General features: G+C 59.9%; 17 protein-coding genes. 4 read left to right on the top strand and 13 right to left on the bottom strand.

Features of this window, described 5'->3' with window-relative positions; genetic code table 11:
- Positions 1 to 167: 167 nt before the first annotated feature.
- Positions 168 to 857, bottom strand: a complete 690-nt coding sequence (locus QEZ52_RS07200) for an HAD family hydrolase (protein WP_406648955.1) — start codon at positions 855 to 857, stop codon at positions 168 to 170.
- A 44-nt stretch (positions 858 to 901) separates the two neighbouring features.
- On the bottom strand, positions 902 to 1180 hold the full coding sequence (locus QEZ52_RS07195; RefSeq protein WP_406648951.1) for a DUF3572 domain-containing protein: 279 nt from the start codon (positions 1178 to 1180) through the stop codon (positions 902 to 904).
- Between the two features lie 101 nt (positions 1181 to 1281).
- On the opposite strand from QEZ52_RS07195, the gene QEZ52_RS07190 reads away from it, so the two are divergent.
- Positions 1282 to 2676, top strand: coding sequence for a diguanylate cyclase domain-containing protein (locus tag QEZ52_RS07190; protein WP_406648948.1), 1395 nt, complete (start codon positions 1282 to 1284; stop codon positions 2674 to 2676).
- Positions 2677 to 2881: 205 nt separating this feature from the next.
- On the opposite strand, the gene QEZ52_RS07185 is transcribed toward QEZ52_RS07190, so the two are convergent.
- The 4 genes from QEZ52_RS07185 to QEZ52_RS07170 all read right to left on the bottom strand — a co-directional run bounded on the left by QEZ52_RS07185 (position 2882) and on the right by QEZ52_RS07170 (position 4913).
- Positions 2882 to 3361 carry a periplasmic heavy metal sensor gene (locus tag QEZ52_RS07185; protein WP_406648939.1) on the bottom strand — a complete coding sequence of 160 codons (480 nt, stop codon included), beginning with the start codon at positions 3359 to 3361 and terminating at the stop codon, positions 2882 to 2884.
- Positions 3358 to 3759 (bottom strand): hypothetical protein, encoded by a 402-nt coding sequence (locus QEZ52_RS07180; protein WP_406648935.1) that lies wholly within the window; start codon positions 3757 to 3759, stop codon positions 3358 to 3360. The genes QEZ52_RS07185 and QEZ52_RS07180 overlap by 4 nt, the downstream gene beginning before the upstream one ends.
- Positions 3752 to 4333 carry an RNA polymerase sigma factor gene (locus QEZ52_RS07175; RefSeq protein WP_406648933.1) on the bottom strand — a complete coding sequence of 194 codons (582 nt, stop codon included), beginning with the start codon at positions 4331 to 4333 and terminating at the stop codon, positions 3752 to 3754. Before QEZ52_RS07175 ends, QEZ52_RS07180 begins: the two co-directional genes overlap by 8 nt.
- Before the next feature lie 97 nt (positions 4334 to 4430).
- Positions 4431 to 4913 carry an EF-hand domain-containing protein gene (locus QEZ52_RS07170; RefSeq protein ID WP_406648930.1) on the bottom strand — a complete coding sequence of 161 codons (483 nt, stop codon included), beginning with the start codon at positions 4911 to 4913 and terminating at the stop codon, positions 4431 to 4433.
- Between the two features lie 201 nt (positions 4914 to 5114).
- Here QEZ52_RS07170 and QEZ52_RS07165 point away from each other — a divergent pair, with 201 nt between their 5' ends.
- Both QEZ52_RS07165 and QEZ52_RS07160 read left to right on the top strand, forming a co-directional pair.
- A complete protein-coding gene (locus QEZ52_RS07165; protein ID WP_406648929.1) occupies positions 5115 to 5531 on the top strand; it encodes a DUF983 domain-containing protein in 417 nt (138 codons plus the stop codon).
- 35 nt (positions 5532 to 5566) lie between these two features.
- Positions 5567 to 6268 carry an NUDIX hydrolase gene (locus QEZ52_RS07160; RefSeq protein ID WP_406648927.1) on the top strand — a complete coding sequence of 234 codons (702 nt, stop codon included), beginning with the start codon at positions 5567 to 5569 and terminating at the stop codon, positions 6266 to 6268.
- A gap of 123 nt (positions 6269 to 6391) precedes the next feature.
- On the opposite strand, the gene QEZ52_RS07155 is transcribed toward QEZ52_RS07160, so the two are convergent.
- Genes QEZ52_RS07155 through QEZ52_RS07145 form a run of 3 tightly spaced genes read right to left on the bottom strand, consistent with a single transcriptional unit; the run spans position 6392 to position 8420 of the window.
- The gene (locus QEZ52_RS07155) at positions 6392 to 7294 is read right to left on the bottom strand and encodes an EamA family transporter (protein ID WP_406648925.1); all 903 of its coding nucleotides are present in this window, start codon (positions 7292 to 7294) and stop codon (positions 6392 to 6394) included.
- Between the two features lie 21 nt (positions 7295 to 7315).
- Positions 7316 to 8221 (bottom strand): fatty acid desaturase, encoded by a 906-nt coding sequence (locus QEZ52_RS07150; RefSeq protein WP_406648923.1) that lies wholly within the window; start codon positions 8219 to 8221, stop codon positions 7316 to 7318.
- Entirely contained in the window at positions 8214 to 8420 is a 207-nt protein-coding gene (locus tag QEZ52_RS07145) for a DUF2061 domain-containing protein (protein WP_406648921.1), read from the bottom strand. Before QEZ52_RS07145 ends, QEZ52_RS07150 begins: the two co-directional genes overlap by 8 nt.
- Positions 8421 to 8526: 106 nt before the next feature.
- On the opposite strand from QEZ52_RS07145, the gene QEZ52_RS07140 reads away from it, so the two are divergent.
- The gene (locus QEZ52_RS07140) at positions 8527 to 9390 is read left to right on the top strand and encodes a helix-turn-helix domain-containing protein (protein WP_406648920.1); all 864 of its coding nucleotides are present in this window, start codon (positions 8527 to 8529) and stop codon (positions 9388 to 9390) included.
- 191 nt (positions 9391 to 9581) lie between these two features.
- On the opposite strand, the gene QEZ52_RS07135 is transcribed toward QEZ52_RS07140, so the two are convergent.
- Genes QEZ52_RS07135 through QEZ52_RS07120 form a run of 4 tightly spaced genes read right to left on the bottom strand, consistent with a single transcriptional unit; the run spans position 9582 to position 13092 of the window.
- Positions 9582 to 10340: an SDR family oxidoreductase gene (locus tag QEZ52_RS07135; RefSeq protein ID WP_406648916.1), complete on the bottom strand. Its 759-nt coding sequence runs from the start codon at positions 10338 to 10340 to the stop codon at positions 9582 to 9584.
- Complete coding sequence (locus QEZ52_RS07130) at positions 10340 to 11809, bottom strand: carnitine 3-dehydrogenase (RefSeq protein WP_406648913.1); 1470 nt, start codon at positions 11807 to 11809, stop codon at positions 10340 to 10342. Before QEZ52_RS07130 ends, QEZ52_RS07135 begins: the two co-directional genes overlap by 1 nt.
- A 6-nt stretch (positions 11810 to 11815) precedes the next feature.
- The gene (locus QEZ52_RS07125; RefSeq protein WP_406648911.1) at positions 11816 to 12178 is read right to left on the bottom strand and encodes a hypothetical protein; all 363 of its coding nucleotides are present in this window, start codon (positions 12176 to 12178) and stop codon (positions 11816 to 11818) included.
- On the bottom strand, positions 12175 to 13092 hold the full coding sequence (locus QEZ52_RS07120) for a 3-keto-5-aminohexanoate cleavage protein (RefSeq protein WP_406648910.1): 918 nt from the start codon (positions 13090 to 13092) through the stop codon (positions 12175 to 12177). Before QEZ52_RS07120 ends, QEZ52_RS07125 begins: the two co-directional genes overlap by 4 nt.
- Positions 13093 to 13166 lie beyond the last annotated feature (74 nt).

Genomic DNA, 13166 nt, shown 5'->3' with positions numbered 1-13166 from the left:
GCAAAAGCCGCACAAACAAACACGACAAGTTTTGTCGTTTTTGGATTTCCAAATAAATTCGAGAGAGATTGCACAGGATCGCCACGGGATCACGCCACCCGCAAAAAGCAAATACCCGCTGGCCGGGGGGCCAACGGGATCTGTCAGTGGTGCCAATCGAAAAAGGGTTACTGGGTCAGCCAGGCCGGGATATGACCCACATCGGGCAGCACCGCATCGGCATGTGGGCTCAGTTCATCCGCGCCAGCCATCCCTGTCAGCACCGCAAGGGTGCGCATACCAGCGGCGCGACCTGCAACAAGATCATGTTCGCTGTCGCCGACCATGGCGGCGCGGGCAGGATCCACGCCGACAGCTTTGCAAAATGCAAGCAGGGGATCAGGGTCCGGCTTTGCGCCATGCCCGCTATCATACCCGGCGACAAAGGCAAATTGTTCCAGAATTCCCGCCGACGTCAGATGCGCGCGGGCCGAATGTTCTGCGTCATTGGTCATCACACCCAGCGTCACACCGTGATCTGTCAACGCCTTGCACATCTGTGCAAGGTCCGTGGCAGGCACCAGCGGCGCAGTTGCTGCACTGTGGGCCAGATAATCGGCGATTTCCTCGGCTGTTTTTCCGGGCAGCGGTTCGGCCAATGCCTTTGAAATCACTGCGTTCGAAGCGGCGATGACAATGCTGTCGGGACGGATGCTGCCGGTTTCCAGATCATAGCTGACAACATCTGCCAGGGCCTGGATCAGATCTTCGTCTCCGTCGGACAGGTCGCGAATCATCTGACCTGTCCAACCGTTCCACGTGGCCGCGAAATCGAACAGGGTTCCGTCCTTGTCAAAGAGAATGGCGTCAACGGGCATGGTGGGATCCTTTTGGGTCGCGACGTTCAGTTGCGGGCCTTGTATCAGGTCCAATGCACCTGTGCACCACCCGGCAGCGACATCCGCGCCCGCATTGGCATCTCGTAAGCGACACCATGGGCGTCGCAAAACGCCATGACCCAGGCATCATCCATCATCAGGAAGTCCAGCACAGAGCTCAGAAATTCCGGTTGATCCGCCCGGGCACGCAGATCCTTGGCGTCCGCTCCGGTGGCCCCCAGAAACACGGGCAGAAGTTCATCATTGCCCACCAGCCAGGTCAGCGCCTGCAGGGCAAGTGTTTCGGCAGTATCGGCGTTCACGCGCGCACCTCACCATTTTTAGCGATAGAAGAAAGGGTTTGTTAACCACATTCAATAACACTTCAACCATCGTGTATAGCAAGTATGGAAAAGGTGTTAATGTGCAGGGCACCATTTTGATCATAGATGGCGTGGCCACCAATCGGATCATGCTCAAGGTTCAGCTCACTGCTGCGTACTATCATGTGGTACAGGCTGAACGGCTGGAAGGGTTGGGTGCGACCATCCAACGAACCCGCCCCGACCTGATCCTGTCGGCCATGTCCCTGCCCGATGGCAAAGTCACAGATATCAAGGCCATGCTGGCCCGCAGCGATGGGTTTGCAGGCGTACCCATAATTGCTGTTACGGAACAGAATGACCGCCAAAATCGGCTGGCTGCGCTGTCGGCTGGAATTGACGACGTGCTGAGTTACCCGTTGGATGATGTTATTCTTCAGGCTCGGATCCGCAGCCTGATCCGCAATCGCACCAACACCGCTGAGATCACCCACCAAAGCAACAGCACGCCTGCGATGGGCTTCGCTGAAAGCATGGAGCCCTTTGCTCCGGCGCAATCGACAATTTCAGTTGCACTTGTGGCGCAGAACGCCGCCACTGCCGCGCTGTGGCGCGCCCGGCTGAAACCCGAGGTGCCGTACCAACTGCGCACCCATCAACTGAACGACATCCAGGCGCTGATGACAGATCCGGTGCCGGATGCGGTCATTCTGGAGCTGGACCAAAGCGCCGAAAGCGCCGGACTGCGACTGCTCGCCGATTTGCGCGCCCGCGCTGCCACGCGCCAGACGGTTGTCATTGCCGTGCCCAACCCGGCCAGCCCGAAACTGGCGGCCGAAGCGCTGGACCGGGGGGCCCATGACGCAATGCAGACCGGGTTCTGTGTCGACGAGCTGGCGCTGCGATTACGAACCCAACTGCGCCTCAAGGCACAAAGCGACAGGGTCCGCGACCAGGTGCGCAGCGGATTACGCGCGGCAGTTCTGGACCCGATGACCGGGTTATACAATCGCCGCTATGCCCTGCCCTATCTGGCCCGGTTGTCACAGCATGCAGAGCTGCATAACCAGAGTTTTGCGGTGATCCTCGCAGATCTGGATCATTTCAAATCGATCAACGACCGCTATGGCCACCCGGCCGGGGATGCGGTTCTGGTCGAAACGGCCAAACGATTGCGGTCGGTTCTGCGTCCGGGTGATCTGGCTGCAAGGGTCGGCGGCGAGGAGTTCCTGATCGTCATGCCCGGGACAACGGCCAACGAATTGCAGAAAACTGCCAGTGAACTGTGCCGGGTCGTCAACCACAGCCCGTTTCAGGTCGCCAAAGTCGACCACCCTGTCCCCGTCACCATCAGCATCGGTGGCACCTTGGGACCGTCACTTTCAGACACCGGCCGCAACCAGGTTGAACAGTTGATTGGCAAGGCTGATCAGGCGCTATATGCGGCCAAACATGCCGGGCGCAATCGGGTGACCCTGTCGCCCCAAGCCGCGTGACGGGACAGGTCCTTTGCCAGGACGCTGTAGGTGGGAAACTGCCGCCAGGCAAAAAGCCCCCGTCGTTGCCCGGGCTGATGTTTGGACCACGCCAGGATTTCGTGGAATGTTCAGGGGCACCGCATTCGAATGCTCTGGGCCCGACTACCGACATTCGTGATCAGACAGACCTACAGCGGTCTATGCTGGATCAATTTCCAGGGCATCAGTGGCGTTTGTGTCCGCCTTTTTTCATGCGGGTTTCGAGACGATCAGCATAGTCCTGACGCTCTTCATCGCTCATTTTCGCAACCCGATTGATCCATTTCTCTTGAATGCCGGCTTGAAACGTCTCGCGTCGATGCACCTGGGCCCTCAACAATTCTGACAATGCGTCAGGATCAAAAGGCACCTGCCGCAGCACCTGGGTCACAGCCAGCCCGTCTTCCAGCCGTTTTTGTTTGAACTTGCCGCGATCTCCCCAGGCATGTTGGCGCAGTTCATTGCGATCCGCGCGGGACAATTCCCTGTACATAATCGCCCCAACGGACGGTGTGGGGCGCATTCCGTCATGATCCCGGAACCGCCATGCTGCTCCGATGACCAGGCCGACCACCAACAGGTTGGCCGTCAGGGATCCAATCAACACGACCCGCAGCCACGGGCGCATCGGGGTCTTTTGCGGTTTGTCCTGTTCGGTGCTCATGATCCGTCCTCTGCAAACACGATAGCCATATCGAAACTGTCAAAAACATCGACGTCTTGGGCAGTCTGCCCCAGGGTCTGTGTCGCATCCGGCAGGAACGCCGGAGGTGCTGCGCCGATCCAGACACCCAACAGCGATGCAACCACCATGCCGCCCAGCGCAGGCCATCCGCCCAGCGTTGCCCTCAGCTGAGCCCACAGCCCAGGTCCGGCTTCGGGAGGCCCCATCTCGACACTGGCCTGTGATCGGCTGATTTGAAACTGTTGGGCATCCATCACGATCCGATTGCTCAATCCCACCGGCATCTCGGGCGGAATGGCCCGCGCCTGTGCAAACAACGCCTCAAGTGTTGCATCCGCGTCGCCCGGCTCTTCGGAATCTTTGCTTTGGTCAACCATCGCTATACCCCAACTCCTTGCGCTGACCAGCCAATGCGGCTGCCAGGGCCCGTTTCCCCCGAGCGGTCAGACTTTCAACCGCCTCGATTGTGATGTCCATAATTCCGGCGATCTCCGGATTGGATAATTCTTCGATGTGGCGCAGAACCACGGCCTGACGCTGTCGGTCAGACAATTGCATTAATCCCTGCTGCAGCGCATCCCAACGGGCGTTGTCCTGCATCCGATCTGCCGCGCTTTGGGCGGGGTCTGCGGGTTCCGGGATTGCATCCAACCCAACCGCCCCACCGCGCGCACGCCTCTTGCGGTCCAGACACAAATTCATAACCACACGATACAGCCAGGTCGACACTTTGGCCTGGCCGGTTTGCCAGTCCGGTGCCATTCGCCACAGACGCATCATGGCTTCCTGGGTGACGTCTTCGGCCTCGGCCCGGTCGCCCAGCACCCGTTGTGCAACAGCAAAAGCACGTGGTGCCAACCGATCCGTCAGATCCCGCGCAGCCCGAGGGTCCCCGTTGGCAAACAACACCAACAGCGCATCTTCTGACGGAATCTGTTCCGGCTTTGTCATGTATTCAGGCCTGTCAGCGTTGCGTCCGGAGCAAGGCAGCGCGGTCCATGGGCCCGCCTCTGGCCGCCTTGCTCCTGTTGTTATCACCTAGGCCGGATCAGTTGCTGCTGCAATCCTTGCCCTTGCCTTTCATCCAGCCACGTTTCTGGCCCATGCGAGATTTGGCCTCGGCGAATTCTTCGGCCGAGATCCCGCCACTTCCATCCGCATCCATATGCGTGAACATTTTGCCTGCGCGACGGGGTTTGGGCATCTCATCCTGGCTCAGTGCATTGTCACCATTCTTGTCAAACTCCTTGAGCATATTGGCGCTGCGCGCTTCGGCCTTTTTTCGGGCCTGGGCTTGCATTTCGTCCAGGGTCAGCTTGCCGTCACCATTGGTGTCTGCCTTGGCAAACCGGGCGTCACGATGAGCTTCCATTTCCGTTTTGGTCACTTCACCATTACTGTCCGTATCCAGTTCTTCAAAGCTCACCTTAGGACCGTGTTTGCCAAAACCACCTTGTTGCGCATGTGCCGTTCCAGCCACGATCACACCTGCGGTGGCAAGAATGGCAGCGATGAAAGCCGTGTTTTTCATGGTCTATGTTCCTGTGATAATGGGCGACCCGGTGCCGCCAACCATGCTTCTCTAACGAAACGCTCCACGGGTTCCGTCGCAGAAAAATGCATTTTCTTCTGGCTCCCTCGCTTTCGCGGCATCCTGCCGCAGAGATAGGCTCGCCTCTTTCCCTGACCCGACCCACCCCCCAAATATGGATCAAAGACACAGGAATTTCTCATGACCCAATCCCAGATTTTGGAGTCGCTTCCGGATCAGACCGAGGCGCAGACCGATCGCCCGCTGAAACCGGCCCTGCTGAAAGGGTGGCGGCGCAAATGCCCCAATTGTGGAAGCGGCAATCTGTTGCACGCCTACCTGAAGGTGAATGACGCCTGTTCGATCTGCGAACAGCCGTTACACCATCACCGCGCGGATGATGCCCCTGCCTATTTGACGATCCTGATTGTCGGACATCTGATGGCACCATTGTTGCATGTGGTATTTACCACCTGGAGGCCGGAGCCGTTGACGCTGTTTACCATCTTTGCGGTTGGCTGCACCGGATTGTCTCTGTACCTTCTGCCCAGAATTAAGGGCGCGGTCATCGGGTTCCAATGGGCACGGCGTATGCACGGGTTCGGGGACAGCGATTGATCGACAGCGGATCATCGGGGAAAAGGGCACGCAGTATGAGCACGGACAAGACCGCCATTCGCAATGCGGCAACAGTAATTGTTTTGCGGAACCGGATGGATGATCCGGCAATCCTGATGGGGCAGCGGGGTGCCAAAGCCGCATTCATGCCCAACAAGTTCGTGTTTCCCGGCGGCGCAGTGGACGCGGCGGATGCCGATGTGCCCTTGGGTACTGCATTGCCAGATCTGTGCCGCGACCGCCTGGCCGATCAGGCTCCAGAGGGTCTGCATCATGCGCTGGCTGTGGCCGCGGTGCGCGAGCTGTGGGAAGAAACCGGTCTGGTGCTGGGAACCCCCGGGTCCTGGCAGGGCGACGCCCCCGAGGATTGGACCAGCTTTGCCGCCACTGGCCACGTCCCGGCCGCCCATCCGTTGCAGTTCGTGTTTCGGGCCCTGACCCCTCCCGGTCGACCACGCCGATTTGACGCCCGGTTCTTCTTGGTGGATGCGGGCGAAATTCAGGGCGATCTGGATGATTTCACCCATGCGTCTGACGAACTGTCGCATCTGCAGTGGATCAAACTGAGCGAAGCCCGTCAGTTCGATCTGCCGTTTATCACCGAGGTGGTGCTGGCCGAAGTTACCGGTCGTGCCCGGGACCGAACGCCCCCCAAATCGGTCCCCTATTTTCACAACAACGACGAGGCCAGCCTGTTCCTGCGCCTGCGCGGTCACGCGATGCCTGACACGGATTGATCCATCCGTGAAAAATCGACGGGATACTCCCGCCCCCGCGCCTTGCATCCTCTGGATGCCAGGCTTGGCGTTGGGCCGCGCAGCGCCCGTCGGGCGCTGCGTCACAGCATCTGGATACTGGAATCAGATGGTCAAAACCAACGCCAGGATCGAAACCCCCAACAGCGCCATACCCAACATTTCGCGGGCGGAAATCTTTTCGCGAAAAAACAGCACCGAAGCCAGCAGGCTCAGGATCAATTCGACCTGGCCCAGCGCTTTGACATAGGCGGCATTCTGCAGGGTAAAGGCCAGAAACCAACAGAAAGACCCTCCCATGCTGGTCAGCCCCACCCACAGGCCCACACGGCGGCTGGCCCAGACTGCGCGCAATTGCGGCCGATCCCGCCACGACAGCCACAATGCCATGCTGCCCGCCTGTAGCGACACAACGGCCGCCAATGTCACAGCTGCACGGAACGCCGGTTCCAGCATGCCCAGCTCCAAAGACGCCCCCCGATAGCTGACCGCTGAAAAGGCAAACAACACCCCAGAGCCCAGACCCAGCTGCGCCGCCCGGTTGGTCAGATGCCGCCACCAGGCCCCGGTGCTGTCGGGCGCCTTGGACAGGACCAGAACTGCCACCAGGCCAATGAGAATTGCAACCGTACCCCACAGCGATACCTGGTCCCCCAGCACCAGCAGTCCAACGATTGCGGTCTGGATCACTTCGGTCTTCTTGAAAGTGATCCCCACCGCGAAATTACGCTGTTTGAATAGCGCCACCACACAAACAGTGGCCAGGATCTGTGCCGTTCCGCCAATCGCGGCAAACATCCAGAACGTCGCGTTCAACGTCGGCAGTTCACGCCCTGAAACAACCAGATAGCCTGCCAACCCCAACAGGATCAGCGGCATCGAATAGGCAAACCGCGAAAACGTCGCTCCGACGGGCGACAGGGTGGCGGTGCTGAGCACCTTTTGCAGCATGAACCGCACCGTTTGAAACGATGCGGCGGCGATTGCGACCGGAATCCATAAGCTCATGTTCCCGTCTATGACGGCAATTCAGCCCTGAGGCCAGAGCGGATGCGGAACCGGATCTTTGGCACGAAGAAAATACTGCCGAAACACCTGACCGTAAGAGCGGAACACATAGGCCTCGTTGCAGGCCAGGTAACGCTCCTTGCCTTCCCGATAGAGCCGCGGCAGCTCGTACCAGGCAGCACCTGGGTGCATGTGATGCACCACATGCAACGAGTTGAACAGAAACAGCCAGGCCAACGGCCCGCGGTCTTCGACGATCACGGTTCGTGCCCGGGATTTTTCGTGGGCGCGATGTTCCAGAAATGTCCGGATCTTGAGAAGCCCCAGCCCGATATAGGCCGCCAGCGCATAGGCCCAGACCGGCATGGGGGATGCCACAACCGCCCAGATCACCAGTGCCACTCCGGGCACATGCAACATCCAGGCCCAAAGAACAGCCCCGTCGCCCCGGCCCATGGCGCGCAGATCGTCCAGCGTAAAACAGGTCTGGCCAATGGCGGGCCCCACCAGGATCCGCCCCAACAGCGTATTGTTCACCCGATACAGCGCCCGTTTCCAAACCGGCATGGCGTGCCATACCGCAGGATCCAGAAAATTGGATTCCGGATCGTCATAGGGATCGGTCAACAACGCATCCCGGTGATGCGCCAGATGCGTGTCTCGGAACCGATTATACGGGATGAACAGGTTCAGCGGCAGGAACATGGTCATCTCGTTGACGCATTTCGACTTGAACGGGTGACCATGCAGAACCTCATGGGTCAGCGAGGCATGGAACGCGATCACAACTCCTAACACGAGCACCGCCAACACCATGCTCAACCCGGGCAGCCACCACAGCGCACCCAACCAGGTCGCATAACAGGCCAGGATCAATCCAAGGGTAATCCACTCCACTCCGGCCCAGTGGACCCGACGCTCAGACATGACGCCGCCCCCATCCGATCCGGGCCCAGACCCGTTCGTAAAACAGGTACATGCCAAAACCGATGGCAGTATTGACCACCGCCATGACACCGCCTGCCGCAACCGACCCGGTGGCCAGAAATCCGACAATGGTCATGGTCAGCAATCCCATCACATTCCAGATCACCGCTTTGACCATTGATCTCAAACCCGATTCCATTTTTGCCCCTGCTCGTTGATTTCACAAAACTGTTACTGCAAGAGCATGGGTTTTCGAATTCCGAATATGATTAACAAAATTCACAGATCGTGATAATAATCACCATATGAGCATAAATATCGACAAACGTTTGCGTGCCGAACAATTTCGCCTGCGCCTGGTCCGGGCACTGCAGGACAGCGGTCTCAGCCAAAGCGCCCTGGCACGTCAGACCGGGGTGGACCGTTCGACAATATCCCAGCTTTTGACGGATGATGGCGCGCGTCTCCCCAACGCCCATGTGGTCGGGGCCTGCGCTGCCGTGCTGGGGGTTTCGGCGGATTGGTTGCTCTCGCTCTCCGAACGCCCCGAAAGCGCAGCAGAGTTGCTGGCGGGGTCGCTGTCACTGACCGAAGCCCCCCGGGCGCTGGTTGACGAGCGTATTTTTGAATGGCACCGCGAAGCCGCCGGTTACAAAATCCGCCACGTTCCCGCAGCCCTGCCCGACATGCTCAAGACCCGCGCCCTGCTGGAATGGGAATACGCCCCGCATCTGGGGCGCACCGCCGATCAGGCCATTGGTGCCTCGCAGGACCGGCTGGCCTGGATGCAACAGGCTCCGTCAGATTATGAAATCGCCATGCCGCTCTACGAGCTGGACAATTTCGCCACCGGAACCGGCTACTACAACGGGCTACCGCTCGAAATCCGGCGGGAGCAGCTCGGACACATGAAAACGGTCTGCGATCAACTATACCCACGTTTACGGATCTATCTGTTTGACGCCAAACGCCTCTATTCGGCCCCGGTCACCCTCTTTGGTCCACTTCTGTGCGTCTTTTATGCCGGATCGCACTATCTGGCATTTCGTGACAGCGACCGGATTCAAACCTTCACCACACATTTCGACCGGCTGGTGCGCGAAGCTGACCTGACCGCCCGCCAGATCCCGGATCATATTGATCACCTTCTCGCCAGGCTGACCTGCTGATCCGTCCTTCGCCTGGCTAAAAATATCCCGGGGTGAATGCACCGCAGGTGCATGAGGGGCAGCGCCCCTAACGCACCCTTTGGGTGCCACCAAGAATGGGCTCGCCCGCAGGGCACCACCGGACCTGCGCCCGCAGGGCGCCAGCGACATCGCCGCGCCCCGCCAGGGGCGCGGCCATAAACACATACATCCTACACCTTGGGGTCGGGGTTTTCCGTATGCCCATCCACTGCGATCACCTGACCCGATACCATCCGCGCCGCATCAGACCCCAGGAACACCGCCATGTTGGCAATGTCGCTGGCCTCGACAAAGGACCGCATCGAGGTGCCCGACGCATAGCCAGCATACACCTGATCGCGGGTCATCCCCTTGGCCGCGGCTTCGCGTTCCAGTACGCCTTCCATACGCGGACCCTCTACCGCTCCGGGGCAGACGACATTGGCCCGGATCCCATGCGGGCCCAGTTCCATGGCCAAGGTCTTCATCAACCCGATCACCGCCCATTTCGCCGCCGCATAGGGCGCACGGTTTGGATAACCAAACTGTCCAGCGGTCGACGAGGTCACCACAATGGATCCCCGCCCGGCGGCCTTCATGATCGGCGCCGCGTATTTCGCAGCCAGAAATGCACCTTCAAGATTGACGCTGACACAGCGTCGCCACTCTGCCAATGCCACGTCTTCGATCAACGCCGTCGGCCCTGCCACTCCGGCATTGGCACACAGGACATCCAACCCTCCGGCTGCGTCGACCTCGGCAAACACCGCCTGCATGGCTGGTTCGTCGGTCACATCCACTGCAAAGCTACGCCAATTGGCAGGGACCTGTTCCAACGCGCCGGTGTCCACATCGGTGATCCAAACGTCATATCCGGCTGCGGCAAAACCTTCGCCCATGGCGCGCCCAATTCCGGACGCGCCTGCGGTGATCAAAACCCGACCCGTCATCACCGGGGGGCCCCCACGCCGCGGCCCAACCCTTCAGGAGCGTCCAGCGCCGCGTGGGCCTCGGCAATCTTGACCAAATTGGTCTCGATGTGCGGGGCCGGAGCCGATGTCTTGCGGGTCTTCAGATCCACATGCAGCAACATTGTTTCCCCGGTGGACACCAAACGGTCGCCCACGAACATCTCGTGCCACAGGTGCATTTTCTTACCGCCGCCCTGGATCACGGTCGTTTTCACCTCGATCGCATCCCCTGCGTGGGCCTCGTCCAGATACCGCACATGCGATTCCGCCGTGAAATAGCTGCCGCCATTGGCGATGTAATCCGCATCACAGCCAATGATGATCATCAGCCGATCCGTCGCCTGGGAATACGCCTCGAGATAGCGCGCTTCGTTCATGTGCCCGTTGTAATCGGTCCAATCCAGCGGCACGACGCGGGACTGGGTCAGGATCGGCTGCGTAACATCGACACCGTCCATCCCGCGGGACAGCCCGGCTTCGGTCTCCAGCGTCAGGTCATGGGCGTTCTGCAATGCACCCGCGCCAAAGTCATTGGCCCCCAGCGCCCGCATCATGCCCACCAGGTTGTCATCGCGCGCGCGTTCCAGTTCACGGATCGACATATGGCCGGATTGATCGTCAGACTGCCCGGCAATCAAATCCACCAGTTCATCGGTGAACTCGGGCACGTCCATCAGCTTGGTCCATGGCCATTTCAGCGCCGGGCCGAATTGCGCCATGAAATGCTTCATCCCGGCTTCGCCACCCGCGACGCGATACGTCTCGAAAAGGCCCATCTGCGCCCAACGGATCCCAAAACCATAGCGGATTGCGTTGTCGATCTCTTCGGTGGTGGCGATGCCGTCCTTGACCAGCCACAGCGCCTCGCGCCAGACCGCTTCCAGAAAACGGTCCGCCACATGTGCGTCGATCTCTTTCTTCAGGTGCAGTGGATACATACCAACCGACGAAATGATCTCCTTGGCCCGGTCGATCACGCCCTGCGTGTTGGCCGGGGTGGTAACCAGTTCAATCAGCGGCAACAGATACACCGGGTTGAACGGGTGGGTCACCACGATCTGGCCCGGGTTGTCGCGCCCGGCCTGCAATTCCGACGGCTTGAACCCGCTGGTTGAAGAGCCGATCACCGCATCCGGCGCGCAATGTGCCTGAATTTCACCGTAAACCCGTTGTTTCATGTCCAACCGTTCCGGGACGCTTTCCTGGATCCATTCGGCTCCTGTCACGGCTTCGGCCACGGTGCCATGAAATGTCAGGGTGCCTTCGGGCGGCAATGCCACATTGCCCAGACCGGGCAGCGAGCGACGCGCATTGCCCAGTACTTCGCCGATCTTGCGTTCGGCTTCGGGGTCCGGGTCAAACACCCGAACGTCCCATCCATTGAGCAAAAAGCGCGCGGCCCAGCCGCCGCCGATCACACCACCACCAATGATTGCTGCGGTTTTCATGTGTCTCTATTGTCCTTTGACACAGCGTACCAGGTTGTCGGTCACGCCAGTTTCGTCGATGATCAGCAGCCGGTCCTGAACGGTCAGCAGGAAGAGCTGCGACTGCTTGTATTCAAATCCTGCATCCAGACAGGTCGTGTCGATGGTCCAGCTGTTGGGCAGGCCTGTTGGGCGTGCACGGGTGATGTCACAGCTCCATTCGATGCCAAAAAACCCGTCGCGCCCGAACCAGGTCGGCGTTTCGTCTCCGACCTCGCCCGCCCGGACGCACCAATTTGCATTGCCGCTCCAATGACCTTCCCAACCGGGGGCCTGCTCTGCCAGAGCGGAACAGGCCATCAGGCCAAAAACAGCGGCAAGCCGGATCACTTGGCCACCGGGGCCCGTTTGGTCAGACCCAGCTTCTCACGCACCTCTTGCGCTCCGATCACGCGGGCACCCATGTTGGACACCACGGTATTGGCACGCTCAACCAACTGCCAGTTCTCGGCCAGCACACCCTTGTCCAGCCACAGGTTGTCTTCGAGACCGACCCGTACATTTCCACCAGCCAGAACAGCGGCCGCCGCATAGGCCATTTGGTTCCGCCCCAGCGAAAAGGCCGAGAAGGTCCAGTCGTCCGGCACATTGTTGACCATCGCCATGAACGTGTTCAGGTCATCCGGAGCCCCCCACGGCACGCCCATGCACAGCTGCACCAGCGCCGGGCTGCTCAGAATGCCTTCCTTGACCAGCTGTTTGGCAAACCACAGGTGGCCGGTGTCAAAGGCTTCGATTTCCGGCTGCACGCCCAGATCGGTCATCATCTGCCCCATGGCGCGCAACGCACCGGGGGTGTTGGTCATGACGTAATCGGCCTCGGCAAAGTTCATCGTGCCGCAATCGAGCGTGCAGATTTCCGGCAGGCATTCCGCGATATGGGCCACGCGCTCGGTGGCACCAATCATGTCGGTGGCGGCCGCATTGACCGGGAACGGGCTTTCGACCCCGCCGAACACGATGTCGCCGCCCATGCCCGCGGTCAGGTTCAGCACCACATCGACCTCGGCGTCGCGAATGCGGTCGGTGACTTCGCGATACATTGCCAGATCACGTGACGGTGTGCCGGTTTCGGGATCACGCACGTGGCAATGCACAATGGCGGCCCCCGCCTTGGCCGCGGCGATGGCGCTGTCGGCGATCTGTTTGGGCGAACGCGGCACATGCGGGCTGCGATCCTGGGTACCGCCCGATCCGGTCACAGCACAGGTGATAAAGACTTCGCGGTTCATTTCGAGAGGCATATTTTCTTTCCCCAAGTTTTACCGGGTTTCCCCGAGGGATATCCCCAGGCTTGTCCCCCGATTCCGATTTGATT

This window comes from Aliisedimentitalea scapharcae (assembly GCF_045277565.1).
Lineage (GTDB): Bacteria > Pseudomonadota > Alphaproteobacteria > Rhodobacterales > Rhodobacteraceae > Aliisedimentitalea > Aliisedimentitalea scapharcae.
Note: the sequence above shows the minus strand (reverse complement) of the source record. Positions and strands in the feature narration are given on the sequence as shown.